Genomic DNA, 21,842 nt, shown 5'->3' on the forward strand with positions numbered 1-21,842 from the left:
ATGAATGAAAGCGCTTTATAATGATTATATACAGGAGGATTGCCCGCGACCACAGCTCCTGCGCGAAACGTCCGATAGGGTGCGCGAAAGGGCGGATACGCCGCCTGAACCGGGAGACAATCACCCCTTCCGCGCTTCTCCCTATGCGTCTCTTAACAACCGGAACAAATCCTTGGCGGCCTCTCGCGACAAGGGAATCATTGTCCGCTGCTCATCCTTTAGCACAATATTGTAAGCGCCGTTCTGCCAAGGGGACAGCTCCGCGATCCGGTTGACGTTAACCAGGTAACTGCGATGAGGACGAAAGAACGAGTAACCCGCGAGCTTTTCCTCTAGCTCCTGCAGCGTGCTCTTGCTCGTAATCCGCTGGCCTTCCGCCGTCCAGATACAAATGACCCGTTCCTCTCGCACCGCGTACAGGATCGCCTCGGGATCGACGAGCACATGTTTGTCCCCATCATCGAATAACAGCTTTCCGCGCATGCTGCGGGGAGCAGCCTCAGTGGAAGGATACGAGGCTGCCTGTGGGGCGACATCATAAGCTTCCTGCTTTTGGGGGGCTTGCCCTTCATGAACCCTGCTGCGTATTCGCTGCAGGGTTTCCTTTAATCGCATATGGCTGTAAGGCTTCAGCAGATAATCAATCGCATTCAGACCAAATGCCTCGACAGCATACTCGTCATAGGCTGTCGTAAAGACAATTAGTGGCGAGATCGGGGAGGCCTTCAGCATTCTTGCAGCCTGCAATCCTTCCAGCTCCGGCATATGAACGTCGAGAAAGACGACATCCGGCTGCCGTAAGGGAACCAGCTCAAGCAGTTCCCGGCCGTTCGCGGCATGAGGAAGCAGCTCGATATCAGGCTCCTGTTCCAGCAGGTAAGCCAGCTCCTCCCTTGCCAATCGTTCGTCTTCGGCTATCATCGCCTTAATTCGCTTCACGGTACCGGCTCCCTTCCGATAGACTGCAGGGGATGCTGAAAGATATACTGCAGCCGCCCTCTGCAAGATTTTCTACGATGAGTCTGGCCTCCTTGCCAAACATGCTGATTAAACGCTGATTGATATTGTAAATGCCGTTTCCCGTACCCTCGCTGCCGATGATCGGCTGTTCGCCGAGACTGTCCAGCAGCTCAGGCGAGATGCCTGCCCCGTTGTCCCGCAGTTGTACAACCGCCAGATCGCCCGCCCGCTTTAGGGTCAACTGGATGAGGCCCCCGCTCGCCTTATCGCGCAAGCCGTGCTTAATGCTGTTCTCTACCAGCATTTGCAGTGTCGCAGGCGGAATCATAAGCTCGCCAAGCACCGGATCCAGCTGGCATTCAAACGTGAACTGATCCTCGAACCGGATTTGAATAATGTCCAGATAGGCATTCAACAGCTCCATTTCCTCACGAATGGTCGTTCTGCGGGAGGCCATGACCTTGACGTTCAAGCGCATGAACGCCCCCAGCTGCATCGTGGCATGCCTTGCCAGCAGCGGATCGCTCCGGATCAACGAATGGATCGCGTTGAGCGTATTGAACAGAAAATGCGGATTGATCTGCGCCTGCAGAAGCTTAAGCTCCGCCTCTTTCATTAAATGGCTCATCTTCTCGTGGGCCGTGGCCCCGAGCTGATAGGAAATGAGCTGCCCAAGCCCTTGGGCCATCACCAGCTCGACGCGCCGAATATCCTGCGGCCGCTTGAAGTAGAACTGAATGACGCCTACGATTTGGCGACCCTCGAACATCGGAACAAGAATGGCGGCGCCGAGCGCCGGATGACGGGGCTGAATATCTTCCGCATTCTCTATGATCCGAAGCTCGCCGGTCGCAATGACTTTCTTGGTTAAGTCGGATGCGATCTCTTCTCCGGGATCAATGGTACGACTGGCGGCCCCGGCATGGGCCAGGAACCGCTCCGTATCCGTAATGGCGACTGCCGTTGTTTTCAGCTCGCGCAGCAGCAAGGTGGCCACGGCCTGAGCCGTTCGGTACGTCAAGCCCTGCTTCAGATGCGGCAGCGCCGCTTCCGCGATATGGAATGCCTTCTCCGTCTCATACGCCGCTGCCCGCTCTTCCTCGGTGAGCGCAACCCGCAGCATCGTCGTGAAGATCGCAATCGATATGCTGTTGGTCAGCACCATCGGCAGGCCGATCAGGTTGACCAGCTCCACCGCGCGGTCCGGCTCATCCGCACAGATCAAAATAACGCCCATGTGCAGGATCGGGGCGAACATGCCGACGAATAACGCTTTTGCCGGCGAGATCACCCGCTCCTGCGAGAAGAATCGGGCCACGCCCCCCGCCAGGGCGCCCGTAAGCGGTACGGCGATCGCCCCTGCCAGCCCCGTGTAGCCGCCGATATACAGGAGATGGGCTCCTGCCAGAAGCCCGCCCCCGATGCCAACGCGGGGCCCGCCGATTAGCCCGCCAATCACAACGCCGACCAGGGCGGAATGGGCCAGGGCTTGTTCCTCCGTCAGCCGCACCAGCCAGAAGGAGGAGCTCGACTCTCCATTCTCCACGACAACGCCCGCGTATGCCCCGAGGATGCCGAAGAGACCAAACAGACAGGCATAGATGAACATTCGCGTGCCGGACATCTCTTTGCGGTCCAGCAATTGGCGGAACAACGGAATTCTCGTCAGTATAAAAGTCAGGATGAGCAGCATGCCCATCCGTTCGAACAGATGCAGCGTCAACTCCTGCATGGACATCCCTCTTCTTTGATGGACTGGGAATCTTCATCTGACGGTCAGTGGACGATATCAATAGATTGGATAGAAGTGAATGCGGTTTCATTTCATGCAGTAAAGATTATATAGCACAGCGAGGATTTGGACAATAAAAAGGAATAAGATGAAACTTATGTAAAAAAATTCACGCAGAGATCATGTTCTCAGGGCATTCAAAAAAAACCGTATCCCGCGGTTAGGCGAAAGATACGGCCAGTAAGCATCTGCAAGCCAAAACATCCGAACATGTTCCTCATCCTGATGGGTTACGTCTCTTTGGAATCACGAGATTTTACGACGAGCCGGTCGAATTGGGTCTTCCAGCTCTTCTCCGGGTTATCGACCACTTCCGAATAACCTGATTGGTCACCTCAGACAGCAGCAAACCCAGCGCGATGGCGCCTGATATCATGAACGCTTGCGCCCCGAGCTGGACGGCCTGATCGAATTGATTCTGGGCTACATGGCGAAGGGCATTATAGGCGACTCCGCCCGGTACGAGCGGGATAATCCCCGACACGCTGAACACGATAATGGGCGTCTTATATTTTTTGGCGAAAAAATGGCTGATCATCGTCACGCAAAAAGCCGCAAACACGGTAGCCGTCACCGGCTCAACCATCAAGTTCTGCAGCAGAATGTAGAGCAGCCAGCCCACCATACCCGCAAACCCGCACTGCAGCAGTGCTTTTTTGGGTACGTTAAATAGGATCCCGAAAGCTGCCGAAGCAACAAAACTCGTAATGAGCTGCTGTATATAAAAGATTGCCACCATCTTCACCTCCACTCACATATCTCTTAGAATGACAACGTAAACGCAATGCCCGCGCCGATGGCAAAAGACGTAACAAAAGCCTCCGCGCCTTTGGACAAGCCGGATATCAGATGCCCCGCCATTAAATCGCGGATAGCATTCGTGATCAGCAAGCCCGGCACCAGCGGCATCACGGAACTGATAATGATCATATCCAGCTGATGGCCGAATCCGTATCTGACCATCCAAACGGAGGTTATGCCGATGACCAGCGCTCCCGAGAATTCGGCGAAGAATCGCACCGGTATGACCCGATGCATGAATACAAAGCAGGAGAAGCCAAGACCGCCCGCAATGGCCGCCGGCACGAAATCCGGCCAGATGCCGCGAAACATAATGAGAAAGCAGCCGCTTGCGATCGCGGACAGGAGAATCAACAGCCATGTCGGATAAATCGCCTGCTCATGCTCGATTTTCTCAAGCGCCCTGTGTGCCTCTTCAATCGTCAGCTCGCCGAGGCTGATGCTCCGAGACACGCTGTTGACCTGATGGATCTTATCGAGATTGGTTGTCCGATCCGAAATACGAATGAGCCGCGTAATATGCTGAGGCTCCTCCACCGAGAAGATAATCCCGGTCGGAGTCATATAGCTGTGGCTGTTCTCCACGCCGAAAGCCGCAGCGATCCGCATCATCGTATCCTCGACCCGATAGGTTTCCGCACCGCTTTGCAACATAATTTTTCCTGCTAACAAGCAAACCTTGATGATGTCATGCTCCCGCTTCAACAAGTCATTCAAAACGGCAATCCTCCTGCTGAACACATTCCGATTCAGAATCTTTGCCTATATTATAGTATCATTACCATGATCAAGCATAGGATATGCTTTAAAGCAGCACTGCGGCAGCTGTAATCGTCCTGTACAAAGCCATCCTCCTACACAAAAAGCCCCCCGAATGATCGGGAGGCTTCACTACATTGTATCCTCGGATTTCGGCTTAATAGGCACCGCGGATGTGCGTGGCTACCTGCTCCTGATAAAAAAGCGCAAGGCGCTCCTTCTCTTCCATACTGAACGAAGGCACGTCCAGCGTGCCCAGATTGTCTTCGATCTGGCGGACGTTGCGGAAGCCGGGAATCACGGCGGTGACCTCGGGACAGTCCAGAATCCATCGCATGGATGCACGGGCCATGTCGCCTCGGCCCTCGGCAATCCAAGCGAGCTCTCTGGCGAGCTCAACCCCTTTTTCGAACCGCAGGCCGGCAAAGGTCTCGCCCACGTTAAACTGCTCCCCGTTCGCATTGAAATTCCGGTGATCCCCTTCGCTGAAGGTGGTGGTCTCCGTAAATTTCCCGGTTAATAGACCACTGGCAAGCGGTAAGCGCACCAGAATGCCGACGCCCGAGGCTTTGGCTTTCGGGAGCAGCTGGGCCAGCGGTTTTTGGCGGAACAGATTGAAGATAACCTGCAGCGACCTTACGCCAGGTACCCCCAGGCAAAACAAACCTTCCTCCACCGTCTCCACGCTGACGCCGTAATGCCGGATTTTCCCCTCGGCCTGCAGCTTGTCCAGCACTTCAAACACTCGCCCGTCCTTCAACACCTCGAAGGGAGGGCAGTGAACCTGATAGAGATCAATCCGTTCACGCTGAAGCCGCTTCAGGCTGTTCTCGCAATAACGACGGATCGACGCTTCGGAATAGGTCTGAAGATCGTGAATATCACCCGCTCGGCAAAACTTGGTGGCGACATGCACAGAATCTTCCTTCCCTTTGGTTGCGCGCGCGAGCAAATCCTCGGCATGCCCATCGCCATAGACGTCGGCGGTATCGAAGAAGTTCACGCCCTCGCCGATGGCGCGGTCCAATCCCTTCAAGGCTTCCTGATCATCGGTCTGCCCCCATGAGCCTCCGATCGCCCATGTGCCGAAGCTGACCTCGCTAATGTGAAGCTCCGTATTTCCCAATTGTCTGTAATTCATCGACGTTATAGCCTCCTCATCCAACTGCCATACTAGTTCACACTACTAGACTAAACGTTAAATCGCTTTCATTCAATCCATATGTCATATATCTATTTCATCGGGGATCGTTGACAAATGATTCCATCGTCTTTATAATTACAATCATCATATAACCAACGTTGGATATCCAGTTATAAAATTCCTCTTCACATACACATCCTAAGGAAGTGACTCAACATGACCAACCTCATCCTGCTTTCATTCCTGCGCCAGCGTCCGATGCACGGATATGAAATCCAGCAGCTCATTCAGGCCAGCCGTATGGACTTGTGGACGAATATACTGTCCGGCTCCATCTATTATGCACTTAACAAGATGGAAAGCGACGGGTTGATTGCAGCCACTGCTGAAGAGCGGACCGGTGCGAGACTTCGCAAAATTTACAGCATCACGGATGAAGGCGAGAAGTTATTCCAGAAGATGATCCGTGAAACCTTGACGCTTCCTCCCCACACTGTCAAATCCGACTTTTCGCTCGGTTTGGTGTGGATCGAGAACATTCCAAAGGAAGAAGCGGTGGAATTGCTGCAGCAGAACCTCAAGCAGGTGGAAGAATCGCTGGCACAATGGCGTTCAGGTAAAAAAATCAAGGGACAGTACGGCTTATCCAAAATCGCCCTGGCCACCTTCGATAATGCGATCTCGGTCCTGGAACAGGACATCGCCTTTCTCAACAAGATCATAACACTCGTTCAAGAATAAGCCTCAGCATCCGCTGCGGCTTTCATTTCCGGTCAATACCCAACATTGGATATATAATATTGGTTAATAAGGAGCGTGAACACGAGATGATGTTACCTACTCTCATTCAAGCGAAAGGATTAAGAAAAACCTATGGTCAGCGGACAGTCGTATAGGATCTCCGGCATCTGGATGCCCCTTCTGATCCTCGCGGGCTTTACGATCCTTATCCTCGGCCCAGCCGCATGGACCTTCCGCTGGGATGCGGAGCATCCTGCCGGATGGAAGCAGGGAAGTGCGAAGAAAGCGGCCTCGATGTAACAGCGCACAAAAATCCGAAGAGCCCCTTGTATAAAAGACATCTCATGCGGTATACTGAACAACAATATCAACATCAGGCCGATGAAGAGCTTCCAACTCCGAGGCGTTCTCGTCAAGGGGATCCGATCCTTTAACAGATCAGCCATCCCCCTAAGTTAACCGGACCCGCCCGTTACCGCGGAATCAAAGTGGATTGAATACGGACCATTTCTGTTTCTGATGAGGTTACGGTTCAATCAATTTGGGTGGCACCGCGAGCGCATAAGCGTCCCTCGTCCCATATGGACTAGGACGCTTTTTTATTTTTTTTCAGAAAAAGGAGCGCGGTGATCATGCTAGATATGAAATGGATCCGAGAGAGCACAGAGAATCAGGAAGAACTGCAGCGAGTAGCTGACCAGAAAGGCATTGCCCTGTCGGTTGCTGAACTTGTCCGGCTGGATGACCAGCGTCGGACGCTGCTGCTGACCGTGGAGGGATTGCGGCAGCGTCGCAATGCCATCTCGCAGGAGATTAGCACGCTCGTGCGGCAAGGCGAACAGGAAGAAGCCGAGCGGACGAAACAGCAGGTCAAGGACATCAATATGGAGCTTGATGGGCAGGAAGAGTTATACCGGGAGGTTGACGACGCCTACAACAAGCTGCTCATCCTTGTACCGAATATCGTTTCGCCGGATACGCCGGTCGGAGCTTCGGATGAGGACAATGTAGAGATCAGACGGGTTGGCGAGCCCCCCGTGTTTGATTATGAATACAGGGATCATGTTACGCTCGGCGAGCTGCACCGGATGATCGACATTCCCCGCGGCGTCAAAACCGCCGGCACGCGCAGCTACTACCTGACCGGCATCGGCGCAATGCTGCATCGAGCCGTTCAGCAGCTGGCGGTGGATATGCTGGTCGCCAAGGGTTTCACCCTTATGGACGTACCGTTAACCGTAAGGACGGAGGCCATGCAGAATACAGCCTTCTTTCCGCTTGGTCAAGATCAGGCTTTTCAAATAACGGAGCAAGATAAGTGGCTCGTCGGTACGTCGGAAGTGCCGTTGGTATCGTTCTATAGCGGTGAAGTCGTCGATGTGGCGCAGCCGATTCGCCTGGCAGCAGCATCGCTGTGCTTCCGGAGCGAGGTCGGCTCGGGCGGCCGGGACGTCCACGGCCTGTACCGGGTGCACCAGTTCGCGAAGGTGGAACAGGTCGTTCTCTGCGAAGCCAGCACGGAAGCCTCGGAACAGCTTCTACAAGAAATCACGGCCAATGCCGAGCAGCTGCTGCAGAAGCTCGAATTGCCTTACCGTGTCGTTGCCGTCTGTACCGGGGATATGTCGCAAAAAACGTACAAGCAATACGACATCGAGACGTGGATGCCAAGCCGCGGGGCTTATGGGGAGACCCACTCGTCGTCGAATCTGCTCGACTTTCAGGCGCGTCGCTCGAACATCCGCTACCGGGACGCGGAAGGCAAGCTGCGCTACTGCCACACCCTGAACAATACGGCTGTGGCTTCGCCGCGAATTCTTATCCCGCTGCTGGAGAACCACCAGCAGGCCGACGGCTCGATCCTCATTCCGAAGGCACTCAGACCTTACATGAACGGGATGGAGCGGATTGAGCCTCCAGCCGATTTAGTCATAGGATAAGCTGCAGTACGAATAGGGTGCGAATCCGGCCCTGTCATCTGAGACAATCCATCCGCAACGAAGCATAAAGGCAGCCGGTGATCCGGCTGCCTTTACTCTTGTTTATGTTCTATGGTCCGTTATACTGTCCTCGCCAAACCTTGCTGCTGGACTGGAGTATCCCGTTCTATTCGAACGGCTCGTCAATTCGACTAACCCGGGTTTTTACTCTTCCCCGTATTCAGCCGTCAGCTGATCGTAATACAGCACCCCGGCCTGCTTGTTGTTCACATTCTTCTCTTCCATCGCAATGTTGCGTACCGTAATCGGGAATAGAGTATCCTGTGGCACATCCAAGCTCACATAACGCCATTCCCCCGTCCAGTTCGTACCGCCAATGGAGGTGAAATTCCACAATTTATTTGCCCCGCTTCCATCCGTAACGCCAAGCCGCAGCTGATGCATGTTCCCGTCGCCATAGACCCAGAGCCCGATACGCTTCGGCTTGCCTTCAATAATACGGCCAGGCTGGCCTGCCGCATTCAGCAGATTCACATAGGCTGCTGACGTTCCTGATGTTCCGGTCAAATCATATTTCAGCTTCCCGGACGACTGTCCGAACTTGACCATGTCCGGTTCCGTCACAAGCGAAAGCGCAACAGAGCCTGGAACCGTCCGCACTTCGGAAGCTGTGATGCCATCCAGGTCCTCGAACGGTTCAATAACCGGGGATGGGCCTACGTGCACCTCAGCCGTTGCGGAATGGTCACCATACACGGCGGTGATCGTACCTTGTGCATCTCCGCTTCCCGCCGTGAATACGCCATCTGGACTAATGGAGCCGATCGCGCCATCCACAATCCACGAAGCCTGATTCGCTGAAAGCTGAATTTCTCTGCCTTCGGCGTCATACGCCTTCAATGACAAGGCCTGAACCGAACCGGGCTCCGCAACAAACGAGTCGTGAGAGAGCGCGATTCGCGCAATCCCGTTCGTCACGGTGACATCGACTGTTTGCTGTATGCCGCCTTTCGTGTGCACCTTGATTTGACCTGAGCGCTCCTTGGTACCCGCCGTAAATACGCCGTTATCGTCCACCTTGCCAATGCCGCCGTTGACCACCCACTTCAGATCCTTCGCGGAGACAGCTACCGGATTATAGTTCCGGTCGATTCCCTTCGCTTCAAATGAGACCTGGCTGCCCGGCGCCACCTGAACTTGGCGGTTCGATGACAGCACCAGCCCATCCAGCTGCTCGGTTTCAGCGGTTGATACAACGATCAATGCATTGCCGACCGGCCGTTCCGATCCATCCGACGGTACATTGAGCAGGGATGCAGCAGGATCTCCAGGCTGGCGCACATAATAGGTTGATGAACCGCCTCCGTCAATGTTGATCGCATTCACCGCACCCAGCGATTGGAGATACCTCGCTTCCTCTTCAAAGGTCATGCCGTCGGCGTACCCCGGCATCCGGCCGTCGGCCACAACGATGATCAGCTTGCCTTCCGCCGTCACGCCCAGCATCGTGCGCGGATGGCGGTCAAGGTTAACGGCTTCCCCCGGATCGGTAATCTGGGTGGGAATTTCCCCGTCCTTCAGGAGAATCCGACCCAGCGTAGAGTTCCCGGAAATGACCTCATGCGCCTCATTGATTCCTTTGTCGAAACTGACGGATATTTCAATATTATCCCCGGCAGCAAGGGCATTCCGTACCCAATCCGCCTTCGTGCCCGTTGCCGAGAGAACATACTGTCCCTCCCCGATCAACGTATCGGCGCGGTCGCCGATCGACTGGACCACAGCTTTAACCGGCTGACCCGCAACCAATTGCTCCTCCTCTACACCAAGAACCACCTCTACGCCTCCAGCCGGCGTACGCGTAGAAGCACCGAATCGGCTCGTGAACAGAAAGGCCCGGTCATTGTGGGAAGGCACCCGGGTCCGGTTGACCATATCGATGTCGAGTGCCATTCCGCTCCCGGTCCGAACAACAGCGGTCATCGTCACATTTTCTTCGATATGTACACTTCCGTCCGCCAGAATATACATGAGCGCTTTGATGGAGCCCGGGGAGGAAATTAACTCGCCATTCGATATCTGAAGCCCTGACGGCACGCCAACGGAGCTGAAGAAATCGCCATTGACCCCGCCCACCACGCGATGCCCCATCGCCTCCTGTTCGCGGATCATATAACCGACGGTTTCACCTCTGGAAACCTCCATCCGGGAGGATACGGCTTGAACCTGAATATGCGGAGACTTCGGATCGACCTCCATCACCTGAATCGCCTGCCGGGAGTCCGGCTCATCCAGCGTGATGCTGGTATGCTTCACGCCAGGCGCCGCCATGTAAGAATATTCATCTGCAACAGTAGCCTGCAATCCCTCAGCATGTACCTTTACGGGCTGAAACGGTATCGATACGCTTCCTGCAACCAACACAGCGGACAGCAGCAGTAGGCTTAACCAATTCTTCACTCGTGATTGGATCATCATCGTAAATCCTCTCCTTCGCAGTCAAGATTATATAGTCTTTACCGTGCTATTCTTTATTTCGCCTCCTTTTTTACATTTATCGTTTAGCATACATGCAGAACTGGAGCGCAATAATCAATTTAATTGATTAATTGTATTATAAGAATATCCGAACGATGATGGCAATCTTTTTTTTACTTAGATAGGCTCGGAAAGTATATATTAGACGGAGGTGTGTCTGGCTTCTCTGGAGGTTCATGGATGTATATTTTTCTTTAGATTATCGATGCCATATATTTTCAGCGAAGCTGAACCATTCGATAATCGCAAGAAAAATTTCCTCTAAATGCGGTCCGGCTTCTGTGGAGGTTCATCGATGTATATTTTTCTTATCGATTAAGTAGGTATATAATGTTCGTTATATAGGGATACCAACTATCGATAAATAGGTTTTATATTTTTCGGCATCCACCCAGACGGGTGTCTTCTCCCTATATAACAACTTACCGTGCAGCGCACGAATAAGGAGGTCATTCCAAATGACAGAACCCCATCTTGATCATACAGCGCCCAAAACGCTTCGCGATATCCCTATTTCCATTCTGGATCTCGCCCCGATTACAGCAGGCAGCACCGCTGCACAGTCGCTGCAAAATACGCTCGATCTGGCCCAGCATGCCGAGAAGTGGGGGTATAACCGCTACTGGCTTGCCGAACACCACAATATGCCTGGAATCGCCAGCTCGGCCACTTCGGTCGTCATTGGCCATGTCGCCGGGGGCACGAGCAAGATCCGAGTCGGAGCCGGGGGCATTATGCTGCCGAACCACGCTCCCTTGGTCATAGCCGAGCAGTTCGGCACCCTGGAATCGCTCTATCCCGGCCGGATCGATCTCGGCTTAGGTCGTGCGCCGGGATCGGATCAACTCACATCCCGGGCGCTTCGCCGCGGTCCCGGCAGCGACGGCCAGGATTTCCCGGACCGCCTCGGCGAGCTGCGGAATTACTTCCAACCCACCTCGGGCTCGTCCATGCGCGTCCGGGCGATTCCCGGGGAAGGTCTGCATGTACCGATTTGGCTGCTCGGCTCCAGCGGTTTCAGTGCGCAGCTGGCAGGTCAGCTGGGGCTTCCGTTCTCATTTGCGAGCCACTTTGCCCCGGATTATCTGATGGCCGCGCTCGACCTGTACCGCACCAGCTTCCGTCCTTCAACCGAGCTGAACAAGCCTTATGCCATGATCGGCGTGAACGTGATCTGTGCCGATACCGATGAGGAAGCACAGCGCCTGGCTACCTCGCCGTACCAGCAGTTCCTGAATATCATCCGCGGCCGCACCGGCCAGCTGAGTCCGCCGGTGGACAGCATGGATGATCTATGGAACCTGCAGGAGCAGGCCATTGTGAAGCGCCAGCTCAGCTTCTCTGCCATCGGCAGCCCCGCAACCGTCCGCGCGCAGCTGGAGCAGTTCCAGCAGTCAACGAATGCGGACGAAATCATTGTCGCGGCCGCCATCTATGACCATGAGGCGCGCCTGCGTTCTTATGAGCTGCTGGCGGAAGTCGTCGGCATCAAATAATAGTACACCAAAAAGACCAGTCAAACCCGGTATTCCGGTGCTTGACTGGTCTTTTTTTATATATTACAGCGTCAATCCGCCATCAATCGTAACCAGCGAACCTGTCATGTAGCTGGAGCCTGGGGAAGCCAGGAAAGCAACCACGTTCGCGATTTCATCCGCCTCAGCCGGGCGTCCCATCCGCATGTTGCCCAATTCCTCAGGCACGTAGCCCCCTTCCGTGAAGGACTTGGCTACCGCTGCCGTAAGCGGCGTCTGAACGCCGCCCGGACAAATCGCGTTCACGCGAATGCCCTGCTTCACATATTCCAGCGCTGCTCCCTTCGTCAAGCCCACCACCGCATGCTTGCTTGCCGAATAAGCGGCTGCACTGTGCTCGCTGCGAATACCCGCGGTGGAAGCGGTGTTGACGATATGTCCGCTGCTCTGCTCCTTCATGACTTTCAACACATACTTCATGCCGAGAAAAGCGCCCTTGACATTCACGGACATTTGACGGTCAAATTCGTCCTCGTCGATATCATCCAGCATCGAAAACTTCTGCACGATGCCTGCATTGTTGAAGAAGAAATCGATTCGGCCGTAAGCTTCGACCGCCCTGTTCACGTAGTTCTGGACATCTTCAGTCTTCGTCACGTCCGCTTGCACGAAGATGCCCTCTCCGCCCTGCTCCTTGATCAAACGCAGCGTTTCTTCGCCGGCTTCCTTGTTAAAATCAACGAGCACTACCGCTGCACCGTTCTCTGCCAGTTTCAAGCTGCTGGCTCTGCCGATCCCGCTGGCTGCGCCGGTAATGACAGCGATCTGTTTGTTATCGGACATGAAACAACACTCCTCTTGATGAAAATATAAAATTAGTGCTAACCGAGTTTGTATCCCTATCGGTTCTGTCGTCTATAGCCTATAAATACAGGTCAATGGAAAGCATGACTTACTTCGCGAAATATCCGCCGTCAATCGGCAGCTCAACGCCTGTAATATAGGAAGACTCATCCGAAGCAAGGAACAATACGCCGCGTGCGATATCTTCCGCTTTGCCCAAGCGTGGAAGCGGAGTCTGGGATTGGAACCACTGCATCATGTGCTCATCCTTGAACAGATCCACGGTCATTGGCGTTTCGATGTAGCCAGGGTGAACCGAATTGCAGCGGATGTTATGCTTCGCAAAGTCCACGGCCGTGGCTTTGGTCAGCATGCGTACCGCGCCTTTGCTTGCCGTGTAAGGACCGGCGCCGCTGCCCCCTGTCAGGCCGGCAATGGAGGAGATGTTGACGATGGAGCCGCCGCCGGCTTCGATCATGTGCGGAATGACATATTTCTGACCGAGGAATATGCTCGTAACGTTAATCGACATCGTCTTCTCCCAGCCCTCCACCGTCAAATCCATGAACGGCGTTGCATTGGAGACACCGGCATTGTTGACCAGAATATCGATTTTGCCGAATTTTTGAACGGTCTCGTCCACGACACGAACCCAGTCTTCCTCGGAAGCTACATTATGCTTGAATCCGATCACTTCGCCGCCAAGGGCTTCAATCTCGGCTACGACGTCTTTGATCTTGTCTTCCTGTAGGTCCGTAATCGCAACCTTGGCTCCCTCCTGCACAAACAAAAGAGCGTCAGCTTTACCCATCCCACCTGCTGCACCTGTAATGATTGCTACTTTATTGTCTAATCGCCCCATGGGAAACCCTCCTGAATATTTTTAGTTGTTGGTTTGGCTATCTTCTTTGGACTGCCCGATCTTTAGCTGCAAATGTTCAATCATCTTCTCGTACGAAGCGATTAAGACATCCACCTCCTGATCCGAGAAATCCGACCATAAGCCCTCATTCAATTCACGGTACTTCGCAATCATTCGGGCTTCAACCTCACGGCCCTGCTCCGTAATCTTAAGATAAACCTGACGCCTGTCCTCGCTTGACGCCACCCGTTCGATATAACCCTTACTGACCAGTTTGTTGCTCAAGTTGGTCACTGCCGATAGCGTAACATTCAAGGCATTGGCAAAATACGAGCTGGTCTGCTGCCCCTCATACGCCAAGGTCTGAAGCACGTAGTACTGCGGGCCGGTCAAATCATTGTCCAGAATCTTGGCATAGTTCGCCACAAGCGTCATCATCTGACGGGCAACCATGTTAGATATTTGTTCCCTCTTATCCAGTTTCATCACCTCGATGCACAACGAAGTCCTTATAGATATATTACAAATTTAAATAGTTAAAAGCTTTTAACAATATAAATTGTATACCCTTTCACATCGATCGTCAACCACGATAAAATGCCCAGTATGGTTGTTATTCCCACTGTCCTCATCCATAAAAGAACAACATAAAAAAGCTCTCGTGTCGCAATTAGAGAAGACAAAATGCGTTCGAAGTTGATCTCGCTTGATCGATCCAAGCAAGGATTCCAGTGGATAGCGTGTTCTAATCTATAGAAAAAAAGAGCACCCTCAGGTGCTCTTGAAAGTATATCCATCCTCGTTTCGGCATATCCCGTTCACCATAAGGTGATGCCTGCTAAGCCTTTCGTTTATCCTGCCGTATCCATCCGCGCATCCAGCGTGAGTTGACGCAGCTGCTCGAGCGTCATGCGATCCACGAAGCGGGAGAACTTCTCTTTTTTTTTGCCGTTCTCCTGATAGACGGCGATCAGCTTCAAGATGATCGGAGCCAGCTGATCCGGCACTAAATCCGTGTGCAGGGGCTTCGCCAGAGCAGCCTTCAACCCTCTCGGCTCTCCACCAACATAGATATCATAGGTATTCCTCATCTTAATCACGGCAATATCTTTCAGCAGCGGTTCGCTGGTACCAAGCGCGCATCCTGCGTAACCGATCTTTAGCGGATTGGGTACAGGATGATCGGCGATCGCTTCATCCAGCATCTTTGCAACATCCAGTCCCGAATCCTCCGCCCCCCGGCAAAAGTTGCAGGTGATCAGGCTCTTGGAGACAAAGCCGGCGGGATGAACCTGAAGTCCGGCAGCTTCCAGCTTCACCTTGGCTTCTTCCACCCGCTCTGCATCCATCTCCACGTAGAGCTGCTTAAAGGTAGTCATCTCAATGCGGGCGTCCTCGCCCACAATGGAGCCCAATACGGCCAGCTGATCCGGGCGGAACAGCGTTCCGCCCACTTCAAAGCCGGGTGTCACTGCAAATTTTTGCATGGCCAAATGTCTACACTCCCATCAAGTTACCCAAATATCGTTCTCTTGCTCGGTTACCAATCATACTCTATATAAAAGGTCTGCCAGCTTTCGTTATACCTTCATCCGCTGCAGGCGAAGGGCATTCAGCACGACCGATACAGAGCTCAGTGCCATGGCGGCCCCGGCCACCCAAGGTGCCAGAAGCCCGATGGCGGCAATCGGAATGCCAAGCGAGTTATAGCCCAGCGCCCAGAACAGGTTTTGACGGATGTTGCTCATCGTCTTTCGGCTCATGTAGATGGCATCCGGAATACTGTTCAGGTCGCCCTTCATCAGCGTAACGTCAGCAGCTTCCATGGCCACATCCGTACCTGTGCCGATGGCCATGCCGATATCGGCAACCGCAAGGGCCGGCGCATCGTTAATGCCGTCGCCGACCATGGCGACCTTCTTACCCTGCTGCTGGAGCTTTTTCACTTCATCCGCTTTGCCTTCCGGCAGTACCTCGGCACGCACATGGTCGATGCCGACCTGCTTCGCGATGGCCTGTGCCGTGCGTTCATTATCCCCGGTAATCATAATGACCTCGATGCCCATTTCTTTCAATCTCGCTACGGCAGCACGGGATGTCTCCTTGATCGTATCTGCCACAGCCACAAGACCCGCATATTGGCCGTCTACAGCCGTCAGCATGGCAGTCTTGCCTTCAGTTTCAAGCTCCGACATTCTGCCGAGGATCGCATCAATCGGCACGTTATGCTGTGCCATCAGCTTGCGTGTGCCTACCAGTACCTCATGTCCTTCCACGCTGGCACGGATGCCGTAGCCTGGAATGGCTTCAAAATGCTCCGCAGCCGGAAGCCGCGTTCCTTTTGCTTCAATCCCGGCCACAATCGCTTCGGCAAGCGGATGCTCGGAGCTCTTCTCAGCTGATCCGACCAGACGAAGGAACAGCTCTTGATCAAAGTTATGAACTTCCACATCGGTCAACTCGGGTTTGCCTTTCGTGACCGTTCCTGTTTTGTCCAGAATAATCGCGTCAATTTTGTGCGTGGACTCCAGATGCTCCCCGCCCTTGAACAGAACACCCAGCTCTGCAGCGCGGCCCGAACCCGCCATGATCGAGGTCGGCGTAGCCAGACCCAACGCACACGGACAAGCAATAACCAGAATCGCGATGGCAATTTCTAACGATTGCGCGAAATTACCAGGCGTTACCCAGAAGTACCATACGAGGAAGGCAACAATCGCAATGCCGACCACGATCGGAACGAAGATGCCGGAGATGACATCAGCGACCCGCTGAATCGGAGCTTTGGAGCCTTGTGCTTCCTCAACCACCTTGATAATTTGGGCTAGAGCGGTCTCTTTACCAACTTTCGTCGCTTCGAGCGTTAAGCGCCCGTTCTTGTTTATGGTGGCGCCTATGACGGCGTCACCCGCTTTTTTCTCAACCGGAATGCTTTCACCTGTCAGCATCGACTCATCTACCGCCGACGTGCCCTCCACAACTTTACCGTCCACCGGGATTTTCTCACCCGGCTTCACCAATACAAGATCACCCACCATGACCTGTTCCACCGGGATGGTCATCTCCTGACCGTCACGAACGACCAGCGCCGTTTTGGCTTGAAGCCCCATCAGGGTTTTGATAGCCTCCGAGGTACGGCCTTTGGCCAGGGATTCGAACAGTTTCCCCATAATAACCAGCGTGATCAACACCGCACTCGTTTCATAGTACATTTCGGGCCCATGGTGTGCATTTGCTCCGGCAGCGGCCCAATCGATCGTTAAATACAGACTGTAGAAATAAGCTGCCGAGGTACCGAGTGCGACCAGAACGTCCATATTGGCGCTTTTGTTGCGAAGAGCTTTATAGGCTCCCACATAAAACTGTTTTCCGATAAAAAACTGTACCGGCGTTGCCAGGATCAGCTGGAACCAAGGGTTCATGAACAGATCCGGCATCCAGATCCAGGAGGTGAAGGAGAAATGGCTCACCATGGCCCAGAGCAGCGGCAGCGACAGAATCGCCGACAGGAGCAGCTTCCGCTTTTGCTTGGTGATGGCCTCCTTGCGGTGACCTTCCTGATCAAGCGTCTCCTGTTTGGAAACCGCCTGATACCCGAGCTTCTCCACACGCTGTTGAATATCGCTAAGGCTTATCTCTGCGGGATTGAATTCCACCCGGGCCGTTTCCAGCGCAAAATTGACGTTGGCCTGATTAACACCTGGCATCTTGCTTACCACTTTCTCAATTTTCGTAGCACAGGCGGCGCAGTACATGCCAATCAGCTGCAGGTCCACGGTTTCCTTGGCCGTTCCGTAACCCAGCTTTTCAATTTTCTCTTCCATCTGCTGGACGGAAACCACATTCGGATCAAATGTAACCGACGCTTTTTCCAGCGCAAAATTCACATTCGCTTCCTGAACGCCCTCCATTTTACTTAGACCCTTCTCAATCCGATTCGCACAGGCGGCACATGTCATACCCGTTAACTGCAGCGACGTTTTCTTCTGTTCCATTGTTCCTGCTCCCATCTTCTCCTCACCCCTCTTCATCCTCGTGCCGTTTGATTAAACTACGTTATATCCTTGTTCCTCGATAATTTCTTTGATTTTATCCAATTGGACTTTGCCTGCATCATATTTCACGGAGACCGTGCCTGCCTTCAAGTCCACATGTCCCTCGATGTTCTCATTCTTTAAAGCTCCTTCAATGGAATTCACGCAATGCATGCAAGACATACCTTCTACTTTTATTGTTACCTGATCCATGTTCAATCTCTCCTTTGGGTTATGAATTTATTGTGAGCAGCCCTTCTAAAAGCCTGCCCGGAATAAGTTTTAAACGGGTTGTTCTCGTTTCTTGATGTTAGTATACCCCCCTACCCTATATTTAGTCAATGGGTTTTCTCATTTTTTTTGAAAAAAATATCCCTTGCTATGATTAAACCGCATAACCATGCGCTACTCATCACCCTGAATAAACACTTACTGCCACCTTTAGAAGGTGGCAGCTCCATGGTAACTCATCATAACCTGACCGTCTCCAGCCAGGAATTCCATTATTTCATTAACTTGTTCATGGTTGTTAACAATTCGGTTATAACCTCGTCGTCGCCTTCCTGCAAGCGCTCCACCACACAGCTCTTCATATGATGCTCAAGCAGCAATTTGCTGACGCCGTTCAAGGCTGACTGAATCGAGGAGATCTGGTTTAATACATCGTCACAGTACGTATCCTTCTCAATTAAGCCTTTCACGCCGCGAATCTGTCCTTCAATTCGGTTCAACCGGCTGACGAGGTTGCTTTTCGTTTTATCGGAATGATGGCTCTTCCGCTCACTGGTTACTGCGCATGCATCATGTACATGTTTCTCGACTGTCATACCCATTCCCCCCTTGATCACATTACTTCATCTTATTCTAACCCTAATCTCAGTATATCATATAGCCCCCCACCCTATAAAGCCCAGCTTATGGAATGAAGTTCATCTCTTTAACAGCATGCCGTTCTGTAGATCCTGGATTTTGCACACAAAGATTATCGCCTTGTCCTGAATCATTTGCCAGAAGACGCATAGTAACTATCAAGAAACAAAAGGGTGTCCGCATACCCATCATGAAACATGGATGAAAAAATAAAAATATTCCGCGCCTCTTCTTCTGTTTCGGGCGAATTTTTCTCGAGGAACTTTCCTTTTTTATAGTCATAGAAGTAATCCAGGATGTCATCGGGCTGTGATGGCTCATATTGCTCCCCATATCGTTTCTTGATCTCGCTAATTTGCATTCCTATTTCAGCACCGCGCGTTGTTTGATAATGACCTTTCGATTCTTCCTCCATCCTGATCGCAACAACGGCATCATCTCTGTAGAACACCGCGATGCCGGAATCGTAATCAAATACGCCCCTGGCATGCTCTTGGCCGTTCCCAAGCACTTCCTCAGCTTCCGCACGATTCATGCCGTAGTACACCTTCTGGCCATTGTCTAAACGCACGATTCCCATATCTTCTGCGGTAAACTTCTCCGTTGATTCATCGCTGCCACTGCAGCCTCCTAAGACCAGGATCATTAATATCAACAAGCAGAAGTATCTAATCATGTAATCCTCCTCTTATGCTTTTTCCAGAATTTTACCATACAGCGCTTCATAATGGGACATTATTTCAACTATCGATTACAATCGATATCTACTCACAAGAAAGTTCGGCTTTCGAAGCATCCAGCCATGAAAAAAGGATGCCCACCAGATCCAACATCTGATGGGGCATCCCCTAATTTCCACGTCCAGTTAAAAAATGAACTTAGTAAATCGTCCGCCCCTGCTCATCCGGCACGCCGGATTTACGAAAGAAATACGTGTTGATCACATCCCGCCAATGCTTCGCATGCTCGGCTTGATCAGTGAGCCGCTCCGTCACTTGAACGAAGCGCTCCGGATCGACCTTTCCTTCCAGCGAGGTCCATGCCTCAAGCAATCCAGCCGCTCCTTGTGCCCCGTCAAAATGTGCGTCATAAATATGCTGTATCACTGTTTTACCGGATTTCAGCACATGCGAGTACGGCACATGATGGAAGAACAGCAGCAGCTCGTCAGGACAATCCGCCAGCGAATCATATCGGGCCCTATTCGGCCCGAAATACTGCGCGGTATAGCCTGTGCCCGATGCCACCGTGCGATCGACGCCCATCCCGTCCCGATCGGCGAAATGGTATGTGCCCCACCTTGAATATTCATAGCCGTCCACATCCGGACCGTAATGCGTATGCGGTGTAATCATCCAGCCCACCCCGAGCGGGGCGGTATAGCTTTCGTAGATCGGCCACGATTGCATAAGCATGTCGCATACCGTGTTGACCACCGTGTCGTCATTGCCAAAGGTCAGCCTCGTCCATTCTTCCGCGATCCCCTCGGAGGACAATTCCGGATCCCAGATCAGACGTCCGAAGCCATACAGATTGGCTTGTGCCAAGGTGTGCCCCGTCCAGTTCTCATCATTTCCGATGTTGGAAACGGCGGCGATCCCGCTGTATTTCATACCGTGCAGGGAACCGTTCACGATCTTCTTCACCTCGGACCCCGACCCATTCGCATAGGTATCGAAATCCAGCACCTCTTTCCACTGCGGCACCAAATAGCATACGTGACGCTGCTGCCCCGTATATTCCTGGGCAACCTGAAACTCCAGCACTTGATTGGTCTCTTTCATGCTGCCGAACAGCGGCGACACCGGTTCCCGCACTTGAAAGTCCATGGGCCCGTTCTTAATCTGCAGCAGCACATTGTCCTTAAACCTGCCGTCCAGCGGGGTAAAATGATCATAGGCCGCCCGCGCCCGGTCTGTGCTGCGATCGCGCCAATCCTGCATGCAGTTGTATACGAAGCAGCGCCAGATGACGAGCCCGCCATGCGGCTCCAAGGCCTCAGCGAGCATATTGGCGCCATCGGCATGGTCCCTTCCATAGGCAAACGGGCCGGGGCGATGCTCCGAATCCGCCTTCACCAGGAAGCCGCCGAAGTCCGGGATATGATCATAAATCTCATCCGCCGTATCCTTCCACCACTGCCGAACCTCTTCACTCAGCGGATCGGAGGTCGATACGCCGCCGATATGCAGCGGAGCCGCAAAGTTAATGCTCAAGTACAATGAAATGCCATATTCCCGGAAGATATCCGCGACCTTCGCAATCGTCGGCAAATATTCCGCGGTAATGAACTCCGTCTCGATCTCATGCACATTGACGTTATTAATGGAGATGGCATTCAGTCCCACGGAAGCCAATAAGCGGGCGTAGTCTCTTACGCGATCCAGATTTTCGGTGAACCGTCCGTTTTCGTAAAAAATCGAGTGGCCCGAGTACCCGCGTTCCACCGAGCCATCGGCATTGTCCCATTGATTGATCATCCGCAGCCCGTTCACTGGCTGCTCGGTCACCTTTAAACCGGTTAACGGTTGGTGGGAGGCCAACAATCTCAATAAATGAAACACGCCATATAAAACGCCTTTGCCCGATCCACCGGTCAGTACCAGCTTTTCCTGCTGCCCTTGGATTGAATGTTCCAACTGAAAGCCTTCTGCGCCTAGCTGGACTGCTATCCGGCTCCTATCCTCACCTGAGCCGACCCCATCTAGTTCTCCCATGCCGGGTTCGGCTGATGTGGGGATGCGCACCTCGAAGTAAGATGAAGCCTGGGCCTCGGACGTGATGACCGGGACAATACCCAGCATGGATTGGCACGCCCTCTTCAGTTCCTCCATGGCGGCGTTCGCAACCCGCGACTGCTGCAGGTCCGCTACAATCGTGCCGAGCAGTCTGCTGTATCCGGAGGCAAGCTCCCGGTCCTTTATGGGCGCATACTGCAGCCACGCTTTATATAAAGTGCTGTTCAATGTCAGTTCCTCCTTCTTAGACCAAAAGTCAGTGCCATCTCTTCGGATTGCCGTTGTCTTAAACTCCTGCTTCCCGTCAAGGCCAAAATACAAATGCCGGCCACAAGGACCGGCAAC

General features: G+C 53.0%; 19 protein-coding genes. 4 read left to right on the forward strand and 15 right to left on the reverse strand.

Annotated elements, in window-relative coordinates; translation table 11 throughout:
* Positions 1–141: 141 nt before the first annotated feature.
* From ACQKPA_RS14365 to ACQKPA_RS14385, 5 genes are all read right to left on the reverse strand, one after another.
* Positions 142–939: a LytR/AlgR family response regulator transcription factor gene (locus ACQKPA_RS14365; protein WP_427493237.1), complete on the reverse strand. Its 798-nt coding sequence runs from the start codon at positions 937–939 to the stop codon at positions 142–144.
* Positions 926–2,692 carry a LytS/YhcK type 5TM receptor domain-containing protein gene (locus tag ACQKPA_RS14370; RefSeq protein WP_427493239.1) on the reverse strand — a complete coding sequence of 589 codons (1,767 nt, stop codon included), beginning with the start codon at positions 2,690–2,692 and terminating at the stop codon, positions 926–928. The genes ACQKPA_RS14365 and ACQKPA_RS14370 overlap by 14 nt, the downstream gene beginning before the upstream one ends.
* A gap of 316 nt (positions 2,693–3,008) precedes the next feature.
* The gene (locus ACQKPA_RS14375; RefSeq protein ID WP_427493241.1) at positions 3,009–3,491 is read right to left on the reverse strand and encodes a threonine/serine exporter family protein; all 483 of its coding nucleotides are present in this window, start codon (positions 3,489–3,491) and stop codon (positions 3,009–3,011) included.
* Between the two features lie 23 nt (positions 3,492–3,514).
* On the reverse strand, positions 3,515–4,270 hold the full coding sequence (locus ACQKPA_RS14380) for a threonine/serine exporter family protein (protein WP_427493243.1): 756 nt from the start codon (positions 4,268–4,270) through the stop codon (positions 3,515–3,517).
* Between the two features lie 199 nt (positions 4,271–4,469).
* Complete coding sequence (locus tag ACQKPA_RS14385) at positions 4,470–5,453, reverse strand: aldo/keto reductase (protein ID WP_427493245.1); 984 nt, start codon at positions 5,451–5,453, stop codon at positions 4,470–4,472.
* A gap of 219 nt (positions 5,454–5,672) precedes the next feature.
* On the opposite strand from ACQKPA_RS14385, the gene ACQKPA_RS14390 reads away from it, so the two are divergent.
* The 3 genes from ACQKPA_RS14390 to serS all read left to right on the forward strand — a co-directional run bounded on the left by ACQKPA_RS14390 (position 5,673) and on the right by serS (position 8,137).
* Positions 5,673–6,197: a PadR family transcriptional regulator gene (locus tag ACQKPA_RS14390; RefSeq protein WP_427493247.1), complete on the forward strand. Its 525-nt coding sequence runs from the start codon at positions 5,673–5,675 to the stop codon at positions 6,195–6,197.
* 132 nt (positions 6,198–6,329) lie between these two features.
* Positions 6,330–6,497: a hypothetical protein gene (locus tag ACQKPA_RS14395; protein WP_427493249.1), complete on the forward strand. Its 168-nt coding sequence runs from the start codon at positions 6,330–6,332 to the stop codon at positions 6,495–6,497.
* Between the two features lie 332 nt (positions 6,498–6,829).
* On the forward strand, positions 6,830–8,137 hold the full coding sequence (serS, locus tag ACQKPA_RS14400) for a serine--tRNA ligase (RefSeq protein ID WP_427493251.1): 1,308 nt from the start codon (positions 6,830–6,832) through the stop codon (positions 8,135–8,137).
* A 204-nt stretch (positions 8,138–8,341) separates the two neighbouring features.
* Here the strand turns inward: serS and ACQKPA_RS14405 are convergent, their stop codons facing one another.
* The gene (locus ACQKPA_RS14405) at positions 8,342–10,615 is read right to left on the reverse strand and encodes a phosphodiester glycosidase family protein (RefSeq protein ID WP_427493253.1); all 2,274 of its coding nucleotides are present in this window, start codon (positions 10,613–10,615) and stop codon (positions 8,342–8,344) included.
* Between the two features lie 518 nt (positions 10,616–11,133).
* On the opposite strand from ACQKPA_RS14405, the gene ACQKPA_RS14410 reads away from it, so the two are divergent.
* A complete protein-coding gene (locus ACQKPA_RS14410; protein WP_427493255.1) occupies positions 11,134–12,171 on the forward strand; it encodes an LLM class flavin-dependent oxidoreductase in 1,038 nt (345 codons plus the stop codon).
* 63 nt (positions 12,172–12,234) lie between these two features.
* Here ACQKPA_RS14410 and ACQKPA_RS14415 read toward each other — a convergent pair whose 3' ends face one another.
* The 9 genes from ACQKPA_RS14415 to ACQKPA_RS14455 all read right to left on the reverse strand — a co-directional run bounded on the left by ACQKPA_RS14415 (position 12,235) and on the right by ACQKPA_RS14455 (position 21,725).
* A complete protein-coding gene (locus ACQKPA_RS14415) occupies positions 12,235–12,993 on the reverse strand; it encodes an SDR family NAD(P)-dependent oxidoreductase (RefSeq protein ID WP_427493257.1) in 759 nt (252 codons plus the stop codon).
* A 109-nt stretch (positions 12,994–13,102) separates the two neighbouring features.
* Positions 13,103–13,855, reverse strand: a complete 753-nt coding sequence (locus ACQKPA_RS14420) for an SDR family NAD(P)-dependent oxidoreductase (protein ID WP_427493259.1) — start codon at positions 13,853–13,855, stop codon at positions 13,103–13,105.
* Positions 13,856–13,876: 21 nt separating this feature from the next.
* Entirely contained in the window at positions 13,877–14,341 is a 465-nt protein-coding gene (locus tag ACQKPA_RS14425) for a MarR family winged helix-turn-helix transcriptional regulator (protein ID WP_427493261.1), read from the reverse strand.
* Positions 14,342–14,706: 365 nt separating this feature from the next.
* Positions 14,707–15,348 carry a nitrite reductase gene (locus tag ACQKPA_RS14430; RefSeq protein WP_427493263.1) on the reverse strand — a complete coding sequence of 214 codons (642 nt, stop codon included), beginning with the start codon at positions 15,346–15,348 and terminating at the stop codon, positions 14,707–14,709.
* Positions 15,349–15,435: 87 nt separating this feature from the next.
* Positions 15,436–17,865 carry a heavy metal translocating P-type ATPase gene (locus ACQKPA_RS14435; protein ID WP_427493265.1) on the reverse strand — a complete coding sequence of 810 codons (2,430 nt, stop codon included), beginning with the start codon at positions 17,863–17,865 and terminating at the stop codon, positions 15,436–15,438.
* A gap of 36 nt (positions 17,866–17,901) precedes the next feature.
* Positions 17,902–18,102: a cation transporter gene (locus ACQKPA_RS14440; RefSeq protein WP_427493267.1), complete on the reverse strand. Its 201-nt coding sequence runs from the start codon at positions 18,100–18,102 to the stop codon at positions 17,902–17,904.
* A gap of 290 nt (positions 18,103–18,392) precedes the next feature.
* Entirely contained in the window at positions 18,393–18,716 is a 324-nt protein-coding gene (locus ACQKPA_RS14445; RefSeq protein ID WP_071218722.1) for a metal-sensitive transcriptional regulator, read from the reverse strand.
* A gap of 173 nt (positions 18,717–18,889) precedes the next feature.
* Entirely contained in the window at positions 18,890–19,435 is a 546-nt protein-coding gene (locus tag ACQKPA_RS14450) for a hypothetical protein (RefSeq protein ID WP_427493269.1), read from the reverse strand.
* 202 nt (positions 19,436–19,637) lie between these two features.
* Entirely contained in the window at positions 19,638–21,725 is a 2,088-nt protein-coding gene (locus ACQKPA_RS14455) for an alpha-glucuronidase family glycosyl hydrolase (RefSeq protein WP_427493271.1), read from the reverse strand.
* Positions 21,726–21,842: the final 117 nt, after the last annotated feature.

It is taken from the genome of Paenibacillus sp. NPDC093718 (assembly GCF_050279985.1).
GTDB lineage: Bacteria > Bacillota > Bacilli > Paenibacillales > Paenibacillaceae > Paenibacillus_AQ.

Bases quoted from the DNA above. Each gene is read 5' to 3' on its own strand.
- ACQKPA_RS14370 (WP_427493239.1), bottom strand. From the start codon at position 2,692: ATGCAGGAGTTGACGCTGCATCTGTTCGAACGGATGGGCATGCTGCTC.
- ACQKPA_RS14375 (WP_427493241.1), bottom strand. From the start codon at position 3,491: ATGGTGGCAATCTTTTATATACAGCAGCTCATTACGAGTTTTGTTGCT.
- ACQKPA_RS14385 (WP_427493245.1), bottom strand. From the start codon at position 5,453: ATGAATTACAGACAATTGGGAAATACGGAGCTTCACATTAGCGAGGTC.
- ACQKPA_RS14390 (WP_427493247.1), top strand. From the start codon at position 5,673: ATGACCAACCTCATCCTGCTTTCATTCCTGCGCCAGCGTCCGATGCAC.
- ACQKPA_RS14395 (WP_427493249.1), top strand. From the start codon at position 6,330: ATGGTCAGCGGACAGTCGTATAGGATCTCCGGCATCTGGATGCCCCTT.
- serS (WP_427493251.1), top strand. From the start codon at position 6,830: ATGCTAGATATGAAATGGATCCGAGAGAGCACAGAGAATCAGGAAGAA.
- ACQKPA_RS14405 (WP_427493253.1), bottom strand. From the start codon at position 10,615: ATGATGATCCAATCACGAGTGAAGAATTGGTTAAGCCTACTGCTGCTG.
- ACQKPA_RS14410 (WP_427493255.1), top strand. From the start codon at position 11,134: ATGACAGAACCCCATCTTGATCATACAGCGCCCAAAACGCTTCGCGAT.
- ACQKPA_RS14415 (WP_427493257.1), bottom strand. From the start codon at position 12,993: ATGTCCGATAACAAACAGATCGCTGTCATTACCGGCGCAGCCAGCGGG.
- ACQKPA_RS14420 (WP_427493259.1), bottom strand. From the start codon at position 13,855: ATGGGGCGATTAGACAATAAAGTAGCAATCATTACAGGTGCAGCAGGT.
- ACQKPA_RS14425 (WP_427493261.1), bottom strand. From the start codon at position 14,341: ATGAAACTGGATAAGAGGGAACAAATATCTAACATGGTTGCCCGTCAG.
- ACQKPA_RS14435 (WP_427493265.1), bottom strand. From the start codon at position 17,865: ATGGGAGCAGGAACAATGGAACAGAAGAAAACGTCGCTGCAGTTAACG.
- ACQKPA_RS14440 (WP_427493267.1), bottom strand. From the start codon at position 18,102: ATGGATCAGGTAACAATAAAAGTAGAAGGTATGTCTTGCATGCATTGC.
- ACQKPA_RS14445 (WP_071218722.1), bottom strand. From the start codon at position 18,716: ATGACAGTCGAGAAACATGTACATGATGCATGCGCAGTAACCAGTGAG.
- ACQKPA_RS14450 (WP_427493269.1), bottom strand. From the start codon at position 19,435: ATGATTAGATACTTCTGCTTGTTGATATTAATGATCCTGGTCTTAGGA.